Source organism: Flavobacterium sp. LHD-80 (assembly GCF_030929605.1).
Classification (GTDB): domain Bacteria; phylum Bacteroidota; class Bacteroidia; order Flavobacteriales; family Flavobacteriaceae; genus Flavobacterium.
Map to the genome: position 1 here is coordinate 391,574 of NZ_JAVFVS010000012.1, position 17,427 is coordinate 409,000.

Sequence of the window (17,427 nt, forward strand, 5' to 3'; positions counted from 1 at the left end):
TCCAATAATATCTAAATCATTGGAATTTGGAATTTCTTTTTTTGGTTTTTATCGAATTTATTCCTTAAGCCAGCTAGAATACATTACGTAATTGTTTGAAATACGTTCGATTTCTCCGGCAAAGTTTGATTGATCAATATCTTTCACTTTTTTCGCCGGTACGCCAGCATAAATACTTCCAGATTCAACAACCGTATTTTGTGTTATAACAGCTCCGGCTGCAATAATTGAATTGCTTTCTATTACGCAATTATCCATTACGATAGCGCCCATTCCTATTAAAACATTATCATGAACCGTACAGCCGTGCACAATAGCGTTGTGTCCTATCGAAACATTATTGCCAATAATTGTTGGATGTTTTTGATACGTACAATGTATAATTGCGCCATCTTGAATGTTTACTTTATTGCCAATTTTAATAAAATGAACATCGCCGCGAATAACCGCATTGAACCAAACACTGCAGGAATTTCCAAATGAAACATCTCCAATAATGGTCGCATTTTCAGCAACATAACAATCCTCTGGAATCAAAGGCGATTTTCCGTTTACAGATTTGATCAACATAATAATTTAATTAATAGCAGGACAATTACAATCGTAACGTTCTTTTTTACAAAATAAATTGATTCCTAAAGTAATTTGGTGATACGCTCCAGTATCAAATTTTACATCGCCCATAACTTGTGTGTACGTATAAGCAAACATAAAATTGTTATAGTTGATTCCAATAATTGGTGTAAAAAATTGCAATTTTTGAGCCTTTACACCACTTCCTGTGCTATATTGTGCTCCATCAAAACTTCTTCTATAGGATAATGCTGCCCATAAACTTCCAAAGTCCATGTTTTTGTAGCCTTTCATATTTAAATCGATCGTTTTTTCTTTTGTCTGATCAAAAACTTGAAGCAACACAGATGGTTCCCAAGTAAAATTTCCATTTTTCCCAAAAACATATCCTGCACTAAGCAAAAACTTTCTCAAATTATCACTTTCATAATCTGTATACAACTCTCTTCTCGTTTCTAGAAGCCCTTGAACAGTTGCATGTGCATAAAAATTCAAATAATTATAGGAAGCTCCAACATCAACATTGAAATAAGAATCTTTTTGAATCGACCCAAAAACAATTGGATCAAAAGTTCCTCCAAATTTAGTTTCATCTAACTGACTCTGAATAACGCCTCCGCTAATACCAAATGAAAGCTGATTCAAATCAAGTTCATCTCTCGAAAACATAATATGGTGTGCATAAGTAAGCTTTAGTCCTTTTTGAGAATGGTATCCATTTTTATCATTAAAAACAATAATTCCGGCTCCAGAGCGCTCTCCTATTCTTCCGTTAAAACTTAAAGTACCTAATGATGGTGCGTCATCTTGCCCAAACCATTGCTTTCTTGCAGTTAATCTAATTTTTGCACAATTTGCTGCACCGGCCATTGATGGATGAATCAAGTAAAGGTTATCCGACAAATAATCTGAGTAAACGGGAATTCCTTCTTGCGAATAGGAATAAAATGATGTAACCAAAAAAATGAATAAAACCTTGATTCTAAATTCCATAAAGGCAAATTTGTTTTAAGAATTTTTCGACTCTCATAATTTAATACGATTTATTTGAAAAGAGTCTTAATTATTTTATTAAAAAACCAAATATAAGTATTAGTAGAAAATAACTTTACTAAATTTGCAAAAAATATACGACCATGACAAAAATCACTATAAAAGAAACACAAAACCCTACGATTCTAAAGTTTGAATTCGAAGATTTCATTACAAAAAATCAAAATTTTGAATTCAAAAACATTGATGAGGCACAAGCATCACCTCTTGCACAACAATTATTTTACCTTCCGTTTGTAAAAACAGTATATATTTCAGGAAACTTTATCGCAATTGAACGATTTAGTATTGTGGATTGGGATGATGTAAAAGATGCTGTTGCAGAGCAAATTGAGGCTTTTGTTGACAAAGGCGGTGTTATTGTAAACATTGACGAAAACAAGCCAAAAAAACAGCCTATTACGGTTTACGGAGAAACAACTCCAAATCCTGCAGCTTTGAAATTTGTTGTTAGCAGAATGTTGACACGTAATGCTGTTGAATATAAAAATATCGACCAGACTGCTTCTTCTCCACTTGCGCAGGAATTATTTAAATTCCCATATGTAAAAGAAGTTTTTATTGATGAGAATTACATTTCGGTAACGAAATATGAAATCAACAACTGGGATGAAATTACTTTGGAATTAAGAACTTTCATTAAACAATTTATCGAAAACGGAGGAACTGTTTTAGATGAAAGTTTAATTGAAACCAAAGCAAAAAATGATGTTGCTAAAGATGAAGCGTTTGACAAACTAGATGTTACTTCTCAGCAAATCATCAATATTTTAGAAGAATATGTAAAACCAGCAGTTGCTGCAGATGGTGGAAATATTGCTTTTGATTCTTATAACGAAGACAACAAGACTGTAAAAGTGATTTTACAAGGTGCTTGCAGCGGTTGCCCTTCATCAACTTTTACTTTAAAAAGCGGTATCGAAAACATGCTAAAAAGCATGTTGAATGATGAAGCAATTACGGTTGAAGCTTTGAATGCTTAATAAAATTCAGTACTGCAAAATTTTAAATATCATATATTTTAAAAATCTCTACAAATAAATTTATTTGTAGGGATTCTTTTTTAGTACAATATCTTAATAGTGGTACCTAAGTAAAAACTCTGCCTTGTTGTAATCAAACATGTGAAGTTTTACAAAATCTACAGCTTCATATTGCCCTTCTGCATAAAATGTTTTATTCGCAATTTCCTGAATATCTTTCATAGGCAATTCTGTTACAGACAGGTCATTACTAAAACAAACTTGACTTCTGTATTCATGAAATTGAATTACTTCATCATCGTTAAAGGTGATTTTTAAATCTTTATTATTCACCATTACATTACCGTAAGAATCTCTATATGTTATGGCATATTCGCCTTCTGCCTGCGCAATTCTTTTAAGTATAAAAAAAGCTCCTGTTGCAATATTTTCAATAAAATAACAACTCCCTTCTCTTTTAATAGGATGGATGATTCGAATTTCTTGGATTATTTCTTCTGAATACATAATTTATATATATATATTATTCAATTTTTGATTTCTAGTTTTTTCCCCCATTAAATTCAATACAGAAAACTCAAAACCCTATTCTTTCACTAATTACTTAGCTTTTTTATCCATTCGAAAAATCTTCGTTTTGCATTTTTCAAGTATAATTTGTTTGAAATCATTTTTAAGAACAACATTCATTTCCTTAAAGGATTCATCAACATTTATCTGAATTGTAATATCCCCATTTGGACTAATTCCTGCCAAATTTTTAAAAGAATTTATAATTTCTCCTTCATCAAATGAATCTATCCTGATTAAATGTTTTAATCCGTTTGGAGATTTAACAGATAAATCAATTGCACTAGGAACGGCCTTACTTTTGTTTTCCATAATGATTTTATTATAGGAAGCCTGATCGTTAGTTGACCGATAACCAAATTTCTCACTATTAAAAAAATAGACGTGATAATCATACACCTCTAACGACTGATTAAAGACAACTTTCCAAGGATAACGCAAACGATAATCATCCCATTTTTTAGAACTAATCTTGCCGTTTAATACTTCTTCACGAACTTCAGGAGTAAATTCTGCAATACTTTGCTTAACGGAAATTGGTCTATCACTAAGATCTGCAATTTGTTTCCACATTCGATCTGCTTCTTCTCCTTCCGGCACGGCTTCCGCCTGATATCTCCCTATTTCTATTTTATTTTGACCTGTTGCCCAAATGACAACCATTCCTTTTGGCGCAAGCCCCACTGTAAGTGCGCTAAACGTTTCTTTGTGTAGTTCCTTAGTATAATCATCATTTTTGTCTGCTTTTTCCCAGTTGACACCATATATCCAATATCCGTCTTTAAAAAGTTGATAAATTTTTTCTTGCGGCATCTTGAAATTTCCCTTATAAAACTTGTCTTCAGTATAGGAGTACCATGCAATTTTTAAACTGTCGGGCATTGCTTTGTTTGATTCACCTACAGACCAGCTTCGTCCAGAGCCTTCCCAACCATCTTCCATAAAAGAATCATTGGGAATTACAGCTTCGTAGCCATCACTCAGTATAAAAGAATGGGGGTAAATAATCCACATTGGGTATCCCTCGGGTGCGGTTGCGTCTCCATCCCATTCAAATTTTTCGGTTTTATAAGTATCCATTTTTTGACAAGAAATAAATTGTGTTGTAAATATAATGCCAAGCATTATTGCTGTTTTTTTTATCATCGCTATTTGTTATGCATCAATTACATGGCGCTTTAGTTTTCCGTTTTCAAAATTTGGATCCATTGTCATCGATTTAGGCTCCAGAGAAATATGCAGGTGTTTATTACGAAGTTGTTTTAATTCGCTAAAAGGCTGTAGCCGCACTACCTTTTTTCCTGCGCCATCGTTTGCCAATACATAATTTTGCAAAGCCTCTTTGATATTTTCCAATTCAGGAATAACTTTGAATTTTTTAAATCCTATTTTACTGTCAAATGTTAAAAATGATACACCGTATTTTTTTGCCATTTCCATCATAATGGAGAGTGGTATAAACTGATAATGGTTGGCAATTTTTCTAGTGCCAAAAAAATTGGCATAAGTGGGGCTTAACTCCAGTTGCTCTTCTTTGTACCACCCTTTTTCTATTAATTGATGATAATAGAATCTCTCACTGCCATTCGTTTTTACAATCTCACCAGAATATATTCTTGTTTCTAGAGTTTTAGTTTCTTCATAACCACCACCAATGTCTGAGTGCGATCCGGGCAATTGCACTTCATAACCCACTCCTGCTAATATTGAACTATTGATGTTAGTCAGGGCAAAATTCTTTCTATATTCATCAGCAGCTGTAAGATGTACTATCTTTTTTGCCATGCCTCCCAATTGCAATTTCAATTCGTCGACATCATTATAAAAATTATGATCTACTGCTGAACCTACTACAGAAAAATTACCTTCAGGTTCAAAAGACGAAACCGTGTCAAACAAGCCAACAAAGCGGTAGCTTATTTTTGCCTTAGGATAAGTTTTTTGCAATGCCGCTTTTTGAGTTGTCATAAAACTGCGCGCTGCTGCTGCACCCCGACTAAATCCAAAGACATCAATACTTAATTCTTGTACATATTCCTTATCAGTAAAAGCTTTATTAATCTCTTCTCTAATTTTATTTTTTCCTTTTTCGACCTTAGCAGGAATTCCTGTTGTTCCGCTACCAAAGCCTAGTCCCTGATTGTCTCCCTTTTGGCTATCTTCGGTACCCTCTCCTTCTATATATTTTGAGACTATTCTTTTTTTAGGCTCATTAATTTTCATCTTTTCCATAATGGCAATATTAGAATAGTAGTTATCGTAGCTGCTTCCCTTTTCTCCCATTTTGGCATAAGTATCGGTTTTTCCTAATCGATGCTCAGTATTGGTCCTGTTATTGTTTGTGCCATCAAAAAAAATGGCAGCTATAACTTTTACACCTGTTTTAAAGTCATCAAGATCATCTTTTTCTGGCTCAGAGGCAACATAATCATGGTAAATCGTTGCTTCTCCTCCCTCTAACAAACAATTATTGCTGGCATAAAAATCACAATCCCCATCTGTTACTTCAAATGTTGTTTTTCCTTTGCTGGTTTGCATAATACTGCCTCCACAAATAGTTATTTTGCTCATAAATTAATTTGCTTTTGTATTTTCTCCACTATAGTTGTTTAAATTTTTGCTCGCTTTTACATGAACATCATCTTCTGTACTATGCACAATAATTTTTTCTTTAGATATTATCTTTCTGTCTTTTTCAGTATTTGATTTGATATTTCCTTTAATGTCTTCAAAATGGCTTCCTTCAACGTTTAAAAGATTATCACCACCAATATTCAAATTATGCACCATTCCAACAGTTGTAGACTTATCAACTCCTGCACTTTCCAAAATATTTAACCCTGCCGTAGTTGTAATGCTTTCAGAAGCATTTATAATTAAATTTTTGCAATTAAGTGTCAAAGTTTCTGGTACAGTAATGGTCGTACTTTTAGTCTCTTCGTTTAGGTGAATCTCATTTCCGCTTGGATCAGAAAGCCAGATACCCGTTTTTTCAACAAATTTTAGCAATTGCCCAAAGCGCATTCTAATGGCTTTTATCAAATTATTGGGGTCGAAAAATTCAGGTTTTGCCTGCCCGTTATAATGTGCTCCCATAACATATGGGTTTTGAGCATTCCCACCTTCAAAACTCACTAACACTTCATCATCGATTTCAGGTCTCCAATACGAACCTCTTCCTGGTCCTGCATAATTTTGAACTACTCTCATCCACTGGCTTTTTGTGCTTCCATTTCCCCAATAAAATTCAACTCTTACGCGCCCGAGTCCTTCAGGATCATTGTTGTCTTTGATTTTAGCCGGCTGGGTTTCTGCTTTGGCAAAAATTTTTGTGTCTGTATAATGAGGAGCCGAAACATCGTCTGGAATGGCTTTGAACTCGCAGGTATAATTGCCATGCACTTCTGAATGATGTGTGGCTTCTATACAGATAAGATGATGCTCGGTAGTATCGTTGATAATGGTAAAAACCTGCCCAAGTCCTATCGGAAAATACGATATTCCGCTGTAGTAAACGCTGTTTGCATCGCTTCCTGCGGTCTGTAGCGTGACCATTTCGTCTATTTCGTCTTTGTTCTGCGCATTGTTGGTGTATGCACCGATGCTCAGATCCGGCTGGGCAACGGTTCCCTGATTGAATCCTATATTCGATGCAAAGCTGTCTTTGCTTCCTGCAGAAGTTCGCAGTGAGGAATTCTTGATGCTGGAAGCTTTATTATAGTCATAGCCTGTCAACGATATTTTATGCGCGCTCATATTGGCCTGAATCTTAAAACTGTGCAACGAAGCTCCGTTGATGAGTTTTATCTTGGAAGTTTTGATCTGCCCGAACTGCATGCGCATTCCGTCAAAATAAAACCACTGGCCGTAACGATGCGCCAATCTTTTCAGAAAATCAAAACTGGTTTCGTTGTACTGAGCCATATATTTAAACTCCTTCAGACAGGTCGATCTTATCGCATCTCTCTGATAAAACTCAGTCGGTCCTTCTGACAAGATATCCAGCACAATATCATCCATTCCTCTTTCCAGATAAGTTCTAGATTTCGGATTGTCGTCCAATACAATACTATGGCTGGTTCCGCTTACATGAAGTCCGACGGCACTCCCATTCTGGTCTATCGAAGTCAGCCCGGTTATAATGCCTTTGCTCATCAGTTTTATTCCTGTTAAGCTTTTGAAAGTAAAAATGACTTCATTGCCGATGTAATCTTTCATTGCTTTTGCCTGATCTGCCGGTTTTATCACTGCTTTGCCGGTATATTGCCATACAAACGAAAAATAATGATGATCTGCCATTTTCTGCGACAGCTTCAAATCATAATAAATAATGTTTTGGGTAAAACCTCCAATAGTAATGTGAACTTGTTCTGAGAAATGTGCCATAGAATAAATATCTAAATTCAAAAGAAAGAATTTTCTGTCAATTTAAAATATTTGTTTTATTCCTGCAATACCCACTTTTAGTGATATTTAAAAATAAGATCAAAACACTCACAAACAACTTACAAACCTTATTTTCAATAAATTATCAATAATAAAACTATAAGTTCTATAAAATTACTTAATATTGTATACTTAACCAATCAATATAAAACTATGGGAGTATCATCTTTTTTTAAAAATTTATTTGGCTCGACCAAAGAATCTGTAACCGAATTGGCAAACAACGCCGAAACTACTTTTGAGCAAGCTAAAGAAGCAGCTGCTCCATACATTGAAAAAGCAGAAACTTTTGCCGAAGAAACAATTGCTAAAGCAAAAGAAGCATCAGAACCAATCATTGAATCTGCTGCTGAATATGCCCATAAAGCGAAAGAGACTGTGAGCGAATATGCTGAAAAAGCATCTGACGCAATTAGCGATGTTATTGAGACTGTAAAAGAGAAAACAGCAGAAGCAACTGATGATACTAAAACAATTGCTGCAGAAACGGTTGCGGATACGAGCGAGTCAGCAATAGAAGAAGCTGACAAGGAATAAAACCGCATTCTTTTCTTATAAAAACAAATATTTTTTATATTTGCAAAATAATACACCTTCTCGTTTGAGAAGGTTTTTTTTATCCTTAAAATACAAATATGAGCCCAGAACAGTTAAGCAGTTACGCCAACGCATTAATAAGAGTATTAGTAGATTATGCACCAAAATTAGTCTCAGCTCTTATCGTTTTATTTGTTGGTTTATACGCCATCAGATTAATAAACAGATCGATCAGAAGAATAATGGTGAAACGAAATTTAGATCCAACGCTGACTAAATTTCTCGCTGATATTTTATTATGGGCACTCCGAATTTTATTGTTTGTAACCTTTATTTCAAATCTCGGAATTCCGACTACCTCATTTGTCACGATTTTAGGAGCAATGGGACTTGCAGTTGGTTTATCGCTGCAAGGTTCACTTTCTAATTTTGCCGGAGGTATGCTGATAATTGTTTTTAAACCTTTTAAAGTTGGCGATACAATCGAAGCACAAGGCGTTATTGCGACAGTTTTAGAAATCCAGATTTTTGTTACCAAAATGCTTACTGGAAATAATCAGACTGTTTTTGTTCCAAACGGCGCTTTATCAAACGGAACAATTATCAATTATTCAATGCAAGGAGAAAGAAGAGCAGATTTGACGTTTTCAGTTTCGTACGACTCTGATATCAAAAAGGCAAAAGAAGTTCTTTTGAATGTTTTGAATAAAAATCCAAAAGTCCTTAAAACCCCAGCTCCAGAAGTTTTTGTAAAAAATTTATCAGCAAGTTCTGTTGATTTTGCGGTTCGTCCGTGGGCAAAAAATGCTAATTATGGAGTTGTTTTTTCTGAAACTTTAGAGAATTGCAAAACAGCTTTAGACGAAGCAGGAATTTCTGTTCAGCCGTTTACACTTCAAAAATAACTTAACCACTATTGACTTGAAGTCCAAGCTAAGAGGTTTCATCAACAAACTTAAGGTTTGTAAGATTGTAAAGCTTAATTCAACCGCAAATTCCACAAATTTTCGCAAATTAATTTGTGGAATTTGCGGTTGAAATACACTAAAGTATATAGACTTTAACTATTTTGAGACAATAAATAGCTATTTTTTTGACGGCAGTGTCATCATAAAATCTTTCAAATAATAAGGCTCAAAATAAGCGACATCTACGGTGTCGCTTTTTTGATATTTATCATAACTGATTTTACTCATTTCTCGTGCCGAAGGATATTTTATTTCTTCTAAAAACACAAAATTTTCTTTTGTTAAAACAGGCTTGCATTTTTCGGCACAATCACCAACAAAATAAAGCACTTCTTTATATTCTGAAAAAGAATCTTCCGAAATAATTTCGGCCTGAATGGCTCTTTCTCTTTGTAAATCAGAAGTAAAAACTTCACTGTACACTTCCATTCTTCTGGCATCAAGCATAGGAATGATTTTTCCTTCTGAAACAGAAACTTTTGAAGCTAATGTCTCTAAAGTATCAACTGCAATCAGCGGAATATTTAAAGCATAACACAAGCCTTTTGCCGCAGAAACTCCAATACGCAAACCAGTATACGAACCCGGGCCTTGACTTACTGCTACTGCCACTAGATCCTGAACTGAGATTCCTGAATCTGCAATTACTTCTTCAATAAAAACATGAAGCTTTTCGGCATGCGAATATCCTTCTTCAGCAATTTCTCTGCAAATAATGGTTTCTCCATTTTTTGCAATTGATACTGAACAATTTTTGGTCGCGGTTTCGATGTTAAGAATGAAAGACAATGTATTTATTTTAAAATTTGAGTAATATTTTATTTGAAAACAGTTGCAAAAAGAAAAAATGCTATTAAAATCAATATAGGAAGCATACAAAAATTAAGCGCCAGAAAGCCTATATATATCATAAACTTTTTTCCGGAAGAAAAATAGACAAATTCTTCATTGTAATATTCTGTTTTATATGCCTTATAATGAGTAAAGCAAAGAAACACAATTATTAAAACCAATCCAAGCTCTATTGACTCAAGAAAACCTGCTGGCGGACTACCACATAATGAAATCATAACTGGCCGAATTTATTTCTTAGGTGCATCCGCTTTTTTAAGCTTCACTTTATCACCAGAATTCAAATCCTTAGAAACTGTTGTATAAGGCCCTGTAATTACAACATCGCCCGGTTTTAATCCTGCCATTACTTCAATATTAGTATCGTCTTGGATTCCAGTTTTAATGACTCTAATTTTAGCTTTATCACCAACTTTTACAAAAACACATTCAAATTTTTTGTCGCTTTTTGGTGCTACTTTTTTATCTTCATTTGGATCTTCAACTTTAAAATCTTTTACAGCAGCAGTGTCTGATTTTACAACAACAGAACTAATTGGCACTGCCAAAACATTTGTTTTTGTTGTTGTAATAATATCAACCGTTGCCGTCATTCCCGGTCTAAAAGGCGAATAAGCTGCAGGTTTACCTTCTAATAATTCTTTATATGAATCTTTTAAAATTCGAACTTTAACCTTAAAATTTGTAACCTGATCTGAAGTCAAAGCCGTGCTTGCTGAGTTAGAAATACTGGTTACAATACCTTTAAATTTCTTTTTCAAATAAGCATCAACTTCAACATTTGCTTCGTCTCCAATTTTGATTTTAACAATATCATTTTCGTTTACATCAACTTCAACTTCCATATTGTTAAGATTCGCAACTCTCAAAAGCTCCGTTCCCGCCATTTGCTGTGTTCCTAAAACACGTTCTCCTAATTCAACATTTAATACCGAAATGGTACCATCAGCTGGAGAATAAATAGTGGTACGGCCTAAATTATCTCTAGCTTCAGTAACAGAAGCTGAAGCACTTTGAACATTATAATATGAACTTTGTTTTGTTGCTTTTGCCACCTCGTAAGCCGAAATAGCTTTGTCCCAATCTGATTTTGAAATTACGCCTTTATCATACAACGTTTTATTGCGCTCGTAATTTGCCTTCGCTTCTTTATAACTTGCATCAGATTGTGTCAAACCAGCTTTAGTTCCCGCCAAGTTTGCAACCGAACGCTCTAAACCAGAAGTGTATAAGTCTGGATTTATTTTAACTAATAAATCACCTTTTTTAACGACTTGGCCTTCTTTTACATTTAGCGCAATAATTTCACCCGAAACCATTGAAGCAATTTTAACCTCAATTTCTGGCTGAATTTTTCCAGTTGCCGAAACTGTTTCGACGATTGTTGACGATACAACTTTTGAAATTTCTACTTCTTTTCCTTCATCCTTATTTCCTATAATTCCTTTTTTAGATAAAACTATTAAAGTGCCAATTATTATAATTGCGCCTCCGACTAAGAAATAAATTGTTTTTTTTGACATAGTAAATTATTTTGCAGGAATTGGAACAATTGGAATTCCAAAATAGAATTCAAGAATTTTTATTTTAAATAAATAATCGTATTTCGTTCTGATAACATCAGACTGCGCATTTGTTAACAACGTTTGAGCCTGCGTAAAATCAAATGAATTCATCAATCCTACATCATACTTTTCTTTAGCATAATTGTAAGCCTGCTGTCTTGCCTCTAAAGTTATCGTTGCAGCTTCGTACGTATTTAACGCCGCTTTTGCATTTGTAAACGCAGTATACACGTTACGTTGCAAATCTAAACTTTTTTGTTCTAAATCTATTTTAGATTTCTCTAAACTTACCTTATTTCGTTCAACATTGTTTCTCACAGAGAATCCGTTGAAAATTGGCACATTCAACTGCAAACCAAAGTTATGCCCTTTATTATCACTAAACTGTTGGAATATTGGATCTGGCCCTACAGTATAAGGCTGGTTATTTGAATCAAATTTTATTTGATCGCTGTAACTTGCTCTTGTGTTAAAACCATAGAATCCGCTAAGAGTAGGCTGATAAGCTCCTTTTGCAATTGCTACATTTTTCTCAGCAATTTCAAGATTGGTTTGTGCCAATTTTAATTCCGTTCTTGTTTCCTTTGCTTTATTATAAATATCAATTGGGCTTTGTGCCATGATATTATTTTCATCTTTTGCATTTGTATCATCAATAACGTCAAAATCGGCGAATTCTTTAAGCTGTAAAAGCTGTGCTAAACTCAGTTTTGAAATAAGGAGATTGTTCTCAGAAACGGCAATATTTTGTTTATCTGTTGCAATAGTGGCTTTTAAGTCATACAAATCACCACGCGGAATTGTTCCAGCATTAACCATTTCTTCTGAACGTTTTAAACGTTTTTCATCAATAGAAAGTTGTTCGGTTTTTATTTTTAAGTCTTCTTTATAACCTAATATCTGAAGAAAAGCATTGGCAACATTCAACGAAATATCTTCCTGCATTTTCAATAATTGATATTGTGATGCGATAATAGCAAGTTTTGTTCGTCTGTATGTATTTTGATTTTGAAGACCTTTGTAAATATCAACTCCTGCATTTAAACCTACAGATGAATATTGTGTAGTCTGATTACGCAAAACCCCTGTAGTTACATCTTGATTCAAACCAATATTCCAGGAATGTGATGCATTTCCGTTAACTGATGGAAGATAATTCCCAAATGCATCCTTTTTATTTATTTCAGCATTTTCAACATCTAATTCTGATAGTTTTATTGTGATATTATTATCCAATGCATATCGTACACATTCTTCCAACGTCCATTGTTTTGTCTGCGCTTGACCGGATAATCCAAATCCAAAAAGCATGGCAAAAACTAGACTATTTATTTTATTTATTTTCATATATTTTGAATGAAGCACAGCAAACAAGCCACGCAAATTTAACATTTTTAAAACCCAAAAACTCCTTTAAATAATCAGATTATTTTTTATCCTTATCTCCTTCGTTGATCAACCCTTGATTCCAGATTTTGATTTTATCAGAAGCTACAACACCGCTTTTGATCTGAACATAAATTCCGTCACTAACACCTAAAACCAAATCTCTTCTCACAAATTTTTGTGGTGCTGTTTCAACTTCTACATAAGGTTTTTGAGTTTTTTTGTCAAACTGCACAAGCGATTCTTTAATAGCTAAAACTTTGTCTGCTTTTTCTAATATAATTGATGCGTTTGCACTTAATCCAGCTCTGATAAAAGTATCTCCTTTATTTTCTAATTTGGCTTTTATTTCAAACTGAATCGCGCCATTTTCTACAACACCTTTTGGTGCAATATCGGTCAAAACTGCATCGAATTTTTTATTTTCAATGGCTCCAACTGTAATCTCAATAGGCATTTTTTCTTTGATTTTACCCACTTCTGATTCGTCAATTTTTCCAATAAAAATCATTCTTCCAACATCAGCAACGCTGGCAATTGTAGTTCCTTCGTTAAAATTATTACTTTCAATAACTTGATTTCCAACTTTTACAGGCACCTGCAATACCATTCCGTTAACAGTTGAACGAATTAGTGTATTTGCATAACTACCCAAAGATGTTGTTGTTCCTGTTTTAACAATATCCAAACTTTGTTTTGAAGCCAAGTAATTTTGTTTTGCTTGTTTATAAGCTAATTGAGCGGCATCAAAATCATTGGCAGAAATCACCTCTTTTTCAAAAAGTGTTTTTTGTCTCTTATAAATCTTCTCCTGATTATCTAATGCAATTTTTGCAGTCTGCACTTGATTTTGAGTACTGCTCACATTCGACACATTGGCAACAACTCTAATTTTAGCAATCATATCGCCAGCTTTAATTTTTTCTCCAGCTTTAATGTAAACTTCTTCAATAATCCCTGAGATATTTGGTTTGATTAGGACCTCTTCATCAGGCTGAATATTACCTGTTGCAATGGTATTTTTTACAATCGTTTTAATCTCTGCCTTCTCTGTTTGAAAAACAATTGGCGACTCTTGATTTTTAGCATACAAATAATAAAGTGCCCCAAAGAAAACTATTGCAATAAAGATTAAAATGGTTACGGTTACTCCTTTTTTCATTTTGTTTTTGGTTTAATCGATTATATTTTGATTGATAATTTATTCTGTTCGTAAAGCGTCAACCGGCTTCACATTAATTGCGGTTTGTGCTGGAATAAATCCGGCCAACAAACCTGAACCCACTAATATTAATAAGGCAACAAATACAACTCCTAAATCTACGCTCGGACTCGCAAACATTGTGTTGCTGTCGGCCGGCATGGAATCTAAGACCATATTTAAAATGGCAATAATTCCGGTGGCGACGGCAATTCCAAGCATTCCTGAAATAATAGTTAAAAAGATAGATTCTGATAAAATTTGTCCTCGAATAGCTGACGGAGTTGCTCCCAAAGCTCTTCGAATTCCAATTTCTTTTGTACGTTCTTTAACTACAATAAGCATAATATTCGAAATTCCGATTACTCCAGAAATCAGAACTAGAGTTCCAACAAAATAAGCAATGATTTTCAAGATATTAAACAAACTCTGCACTTTATTAAACTGCTCATACAAGTCAAAATTCCCTACTGCTCGGTCATCTGCTGGATTTATAGAATGCAACGCTTTAATAATTTCCAAAATTTTTGGTTTTAAAGAGGTTATCGAAGTTTCGTCTTTTGCCGTCAGTGCCATCCAGCCCACTTTATCACCATAATTAAATGCTTGTTGAAATGTTGTAAACGGAATAAAAATATTTTTTTGTTCCTGTTCAGCATTTCCACCTTGTTGTTTTGATTTATAAACCCCAACAACCATGAAGTTTATTCCGTTGATTTTAATATAAGTTCCAACAGATTCTTCTTCTTTTCCATAAAGTTCGCTGATCACACCTTGACCAATTATGCAAACCTTTCTTTTTTCCTGAATATCCTGTTGGTTTACAAATCGCCCTTTTATGATATCCATAGGCTGTTGCTTAATCAATTCTGGATAATCTCCATAAATAGTAAATGCTGAAGTTTTTGTTCCTCGCACCACATTATTTGTTCCGTTAAAATCTCCTAACTGATTTCTTGGTGAAACATATAATAAATCTGGAAAAGCTGCTTTTAGCGCCGCAACATCGCTATTTCTAAAGTCATAACGACGTGTTTTTGGCAAACCTTTATATGCTTTTGATGTAGTTTGACTCCACATAAACATGGTATTTGTCGCAATTCCGTCAAAACCTTTTTTAATTCCATTTTCCAGACCATTACCTGCAGCAAGCAAAATCACCAAAATGAAGATTCCCCAAAAAACTCCAAAAGCCGTCAAAATCGTCCTGAAAGGATTTGCAGTCAATGCCTGTAAAATTTCGTCCCAATTATCTTTCTTAAACATAATTATTCGTCTCTAAGTGCTACAATAGGTTTGATTTTGGCTGCTCTGTATGCCGGAAAAAAACCAGCCATTGCGCCCGCGAAAACAAGTAAAACAAGCGTTGTCAATGCAACACTGAAATCGACTTCAGGATTTCTGAAATATTCACTCTGCACCATTGGCCCAACAAATTCCAGCAATAACAAACTCATCAATAATCCAATAAAACCAGCAATTGTGGTAATAAAAATAGATTCATGAAGTATCATTGTAATAATAGAAAATGGCGATGCGCCTAATGCTTTACGAATTCCAATTTCTTTAGTTCTTTCTTTTACGATGATCAACATAATGTTACTCACACCAACAACTCCGGCAATGATTGTACAAATACCAACCCACCAAAAGAACAGCCTGATGTATAAATTTAAATCATAAAACTGTTTTGCATCTTTTACTGAATTATACGCACCAATTCCGCTATCATCATCTGGCGCGACCATATTTTTACTTTTAAGCAGCGTCTTTACATCTTGAGTAAATTTTTCAGATTGTGCCAATGCTTCATCATAGTCATTTGTTTTCTTTAAGTTAAAAGACATATAACTAATTTTATCACCTCCACCAAAAGCTCTCTGAACCGTAGTTCTAGGTAAATACGCTCTGGATTCTTCTCTTTCTCCTCCAGGATCTGTAAAAACACCCACTACTTTAAAATTCACATTATTGATTGCGATTTCCTTACCTAAAGCATCTTTATCTTTAAATAAATCCGTTTTTACTTTCATCCCAATCGCGGCTACTTTTTCATTGTTAGCCAAATCGTTACTATTTATAAATCGGCCTTGAACAACTGTAAGATTTTCTACTGAACCATGATCAGGATCTACTCCTCTAAATTGATAACTTGCAGATTCTTTACCATAAGAAATCGTACCACCCCAAAAATTATATGAAGCAGAACGCAAATCTAATTTATCCTCAAATTTTTGAACAGATTGATTATAATCACTATTTCTAAGCTGAATTTGTCTACCCGGATTTAATCCTTTGTATTCTTTTGTTGTTGTTCCAGACCAAACCTCGATAAGTCCGGCGGCATCGCGCTCAAACTGTTTTTCAATTCCATTCTGAAGCCCCTTACCCGCTCCAAGCAAAATCACCAAAATAAAAATTCCCGACGCAACTGATACTCCAGTCAAAAATGTACGCAGCCGGTTTTTGGAGATTGCTTCAAATATTTCTTGCCAACGCTCAATATTAAACATAAGATGAAGCTCTAACTTGTTCTACTTTTTTATCATCGATAATCAATCCATCTTTCAGGACCACATTTCTCTTGCACATAGCGGCAATATCTGGTTCGTGTGTAACGATCAAAATAGTTTTACCTTCATCGTTAATGCCTTGAATAAGTTCCATTACTTCATAAGAAGTTTTAGTATCCAAAGCTCCTGTAGGTTCATCTGCGAGTAAAACTTTTGGATTTGAGGCCAATGCCCTTGCAATTGCAACACGCTGTTTTTGACCTCCGGAAAGTTCATTTGGTAAATGGTGCGAATGCGAACCCAGACCAACTTTCTCCAAGTATTTCATTGCAATATCATAGCGTTCTTTTCTTTTAATACCTTGATAATATAACGGCATTGCCACATTATCAAGTGCACTTTTATAATTGATCAAATTAAAAGATTGAAAAACAAATCCTAAAAATTTGTTGCGATATTTTGAGGCTATCGTTTCGTTCAATTTTTTAATTGGAGTTTTATCTAAAGTATAACTTCCAGAATCAGCTTCATCTAAAATTCCTAAAATATTTAGAAGTGTAGATTTTCCTGAACCTGAAGATCCCATGATCGCCACAAGCTCACCTTCTTCAATATTAAAATTAATACCTTTTAACACATGCAGTTCTGAACTTCCCATTTTATAGGATTTATGCAAATCTTTTATTTCAATCATGGTATTGTTAATTTTTTAAACAATAATAATATTTTTTATAAGTAAATTATGATAACAAAACGTTAATAATTTCACTTTAATATTTA

17 protein-coding genes are annotated in these 17,427 nt (G+C 34.1%); 3 read left to right on the top strand and 14 right to left on the bottom strand.

All coding sequences use genetic code 11. The features are described from left to right. Positions 1 to 57: 57 nt before the first annotated feature. Both RB619_RS18700 and RB619_RS18705 read right to left on the bottom strand, forming a co-directional pair. Positions 58 to 570, bottom strand: coding sequence for a gamma carbonic anhydrase family protein (locus RB619_RS18700; protein WP_308100337.1), 513 nt, complete (start codon positions 568 to 570; stop codon positions 58 to 60). Positions 571 to 576: 6 nt separating this feature from the next. Then, a complete protein-coding gene (locus RB619_RS18705) occupies positions 577 to 1,566 on the bottom strand; it encodes a type IX secretion system membrane protein PorP/SprF (protein ID WP_308100339.1) in 990 nt (329 codons plus the stop codon). Between the two features lie 143 nt (positions 1,567 to 1,709). Between RB619_RS18705 and RB619_RS18710 the strand changes: the two genes are divergently transcribed. Beyond that, positions 1,710 to 2,609 carry a NifU N-terminal domain-containing protein gene (locus RB619_RS18710; protein ID WP_308100341.1) on the top strand — a complete coding sequence of 300 codons (900 nt, stop codon included), beginning with the start codon at positions 1,710 to 1,712 and terminating at the stop codon, positions 2,607 to 2,609. Positions 2,610 to 2,702: 93 nt separating this feature from the next. Here the strand turns inward: RB619_RS18710 and RB619_RS18715 are convergent, their stop codons facing one another. The 4 genes from RB619_RS18715 to RB619_RS18730 all read right to left on the bottom strand — a co-directional run bounded on the left by RB619_RS18715 (position 2,703) and on the right by RB619_RS18730 (position 7,586). Continuing rightward, positions 2,703 to 3,116: a hypothetical protein gene (locus RB619_RS18715; RefSeq protein ID WP_308100343.1), complete on the bottom strand. Its 414-nt coding sequence runs from the start codon at positions 3,114 to 3,116 to the stop codon at positions 2,703 to 2,705. A 93-nt stretch (positions 3,117 to 3,209) separates the two neighbouring features. Further along, a complete protein-coding gene (locus RB619_RS18720; protein ID WP_308100345.1) occupies positions 3,210 to 4,304 on the bottom strand; it encodes a DUF2931 family protein in 1,095 nt (364 codons plus the stop codon). A 30-nt stretch (positions 4,305 to 4,334) separates the two neighbouring features. Continuing rightward, the gene (locus tag RB619_RS18725; RefSeq protein WP_308100347.1) at positions 4,335 to 5,750 is read right to left on the bottom strand and encodes a phospholipase effector Tle1 domain-containing protein; all 1,416 of its coding nucleotides are present in this window, start codon (positions 5,748 to 5,750) and stop codon (positions 4,335 to 4,337) included. Between the two features lie 3 nt (positions 5,751 to 5,753). Continuing rightward, positions 5,754 to 7,586 (bottom strand): phage baseplate assembly protein V, encoded by a 1,833-nt coding sequence (locus RB619_RS18730; RefSeq protein ID WP_308100349.1) that lies wholly within the window; start codon positions 7,584 to 7,586, stop codon positions 5,754 to 5,756. 192 nt (positions 7,587 to 7,778) lie between these two features. Here RB619_RS18730 and RB619_RS18735 point away from each other — a divergent pair, with 192 nt between their 5' ends. Together RB619_RS18735 and RB619_RS18740 are read left to right on the top strand one after the other, a co-directional pair. After that, on the top strand, positions 7,779 to 8,162 hold the full coding sequence (locus RB619_RS18735; protein ID WP_308100351.1) for a YtxH domain-containing protein: 384 nt from the start codon (positions 7,779 to 7,781) through the stop codon (positions 8,160 to 8,162). 98 nt (positions 8,163 to 8,260) lie between these two features. After that, positions 8,261 to 9,067, top strand: coding sequence for a mechanosensitive ion channel domain-containing protein (locus tag RB619_RS18740; RefSeq protein WP_308100353.1), 807 nt, complete (start codon positions 8,261 to 8,263; stop codon positions 9,065 to 9,067). 180 nt (positions 9,068 to 9,247) lie between these two features. Here the strand turns inward: RB619_RS18740 and tsaB are convergent, their stop codons facing one another. The 8 genes from tsaB to RB619_RS18780 all read right to left on the bottom strand — a co-directional run bounded on the left by tsaB (position 9,248) and on the right by RB619_RS18780 (position 17,341). After that, on the bottom strand, positions 9,248 to 9,919 hold the full coding sequence (gene tsaB / locus RB619_RS18745; RefSeq protein WP_308100356.1) for a tRNA (adenosine(37)-N6)-threonylcarbamoyltransferase complex dimerization subunit type 1 TsaB: 672 nt from the start codon (positions 9,917 to 9,919) through the stop codon (positions 9,248 to 9,250). A 29-nt stretch (positions 9,920 to 9,948) separates the two neighbouring features. Beyond that, a complete protein-coding gene (locus RB619_RS18750; protein WP_308100358.1) occupies positions 9,949 to 10,200 on the bottom strand; it encodes a hypothetical protein in 252 nt (83 codons plus the stop codon). Positions 10,201 to 10,212: 12 nt separating this feature from the next. Continuing rightward, positions 10,213 to 11,505, bottom strand: coding sequence for an efflux RND transporter periplasmic adaptor subunit (locus RB619_RS18755; RefSeq protein ID WP_308100360.1), 1,293 nt, complete (start codon positions 11,503 to 11,505; stop codon positions 10,213 to 10,215). 6 nt (positions 11,506 to 11,511) lie between these two features. Next, positions 11,512 to 12,894, bottom strand: a complete 1,383-nt coding sequence (locus RB619_RS18760) for a TolC family protein (RefSeq protein ID WP_308100362.1) — start codon at positions 12,892 to 12,894, stop codon at positions 11,512 to 11,514. Between the two features lie 79 nt (positions 12,895 to 12,973). Beyond that, positions 12,974 to 14,095, bottom strand: a complete 1,122-nt coding sequence (locus RB619_RS18765) for an efflux RND transporter periplasmic adaptor subunit (RefSeq protein ID WP_308100364.1) — start codon at positions 14,093 to 14,095, stop codon at positions 12,974 to 12,976. A gap of 39 nt (positions 14,096 to 14,134) precedes the next feature. Next, complete coding sequence (locus tag RB619_RS18770; protein ID WP_308100365.1) at positions 14,135 to 15,400, bottom strand: ABC transporter permease; 1,266 nt, start codon at positions 15,398 to 15,400, stop codon at positions 14,135 to 14,137. Positions 15,401 to 15,402: 2 nt separating this feature from the next. Then, complete coding sequence (locus tag RB619_RS18775) at positions 15,403 to 16,647, bottom strand: ABC transporter permease (RefSeq protein ID WP_308100368.1); 1,245 nt, start codon at positions 16,645 to 16,647, stop codon at positions 15,403 to 15,405. After that, a complete protein-coding gene (locus RB619_RS18780; protein ID WP_035651510.1) occupies positions 16,640 to 17,341 on the bottom strand; it encodes an ABC transporter ATP-binding protein in 702 nt (233 codons plus the stop codon). The genes RB619_RS18775 and RB619_RS18780 overlap by 8 nt, the downstream gene beginning before the upstream one ends. Positions 17,342 to 17,427 lie beyond the last annotated feature (86 nt).

Excerpts from the sequence above, each read along its gene's own strand:
- RB619_RS18755 (WP_308100360.1), bottom strand. The coding sequence starts at position 11,505 with ATGTCAAAAAAAACAATTTATTTCTTAGTCGGAGGCGCAATTATAATA.
- RB619_RS18715 (WP_308100343.1), bottom strand. The coding sequence starts at position 3,116 with ATGTATTCAGAAGAAATAATCCAAGAAATTCGAATCATCCATCCTATT.
- RB619_RS18725 (WP_308100347.1), bottom strand. The coding sequence starts at position 5,750 with ATGAGCAAAATAACTATTTGTGGAGGCAGTATTATGCAAACCAGCAAA.
- RB619_RS18720 (WP_308100345.1), bottom strand. The coding sequence starts at position 4,304 with ATGCTTGGCATTATATTTACAACACAATTTATTTCTTGTCAAAAAATG.
- RB619_RS18735 (WP_308100351.1), top strand. The coding sequence starts at position 7,779 with ATGGGAGTATCATCTTTTTTTAAAAATTTATTTGGCTCGACCAAAGAA.
- RB619_RS18760 (WP_308100362.1), bottom strand. The coding sequence starts at position 12,894 with ATGAAAATAAATAAAATAAATAGTCTAGTTTTTGCCATGCTTTTTGGA.
- RB619_RS18770 (WP_308100365.1), bottom strand. The coding sequence starts at position 15,400 with ATGTTTAAGAAAGATAATTGGGACGAAATTTTACAGGCATTGACTGCA.
- RB619_RS18700 (WP_308100337.1), bottom strand. The coding sequence starts at position 570 with ATGTTGATCAAATCTGTAAACGGAAAATCGCCTTTGATTCCAGAGGAT.
- RB619_RS18775 (WP_308100368.1), bottom strand. The coding sequence starts at position 16,647 with ATGTTTAATATTGAGCGTTGGCAAGAAATATTTGAAGCAATCTCCAAA.
- RB619_RS18750 (WP_308100358.1), bottom strand. The coding sequence starts at position 10,200 with ATGATTTCATTATGTGGTAGTCCGCCAGCAGGTTTTCTTGAGTCAATA.
- RB619_RS18780 (WP_035651510.1), bottom strand. The coding sequence starts at position 17,341 with ATGATTGAAATAAAAGATTTGCATAAATCCTATAAAATGGGAAGTTCA.
- RB619_RS18765 (WP_308100364.1), bottom strand. The coding sequence starts at position 14,095 with ATGAAAAAAGGAGTAACCGTAACCATTTTAATCTTTATTGCAATAGTT.
- RB619_RS18740 (WP_308100353.1), top strand. The coding sequence starts at position 8,261 with ATGAGCCCAGAACAGTTAAGCAGTTACGCCAACGCATTAATAAGAGTA.
- RB619_RS18705 (WP_308100339.1), bottom strand. The coding sequence starts at position 1,566 with ATGGAATTTAGAATCAAGGTTTTATTCATTTTTTTGGTTACATCATTT.
- RB619_RS18710 (WP_308100341.1), top strand. The coding sequence starts at position 1,710 with ATGACAAAAATCACTATAAAAGAAACACAAAACCCTACGATTCTAAAG.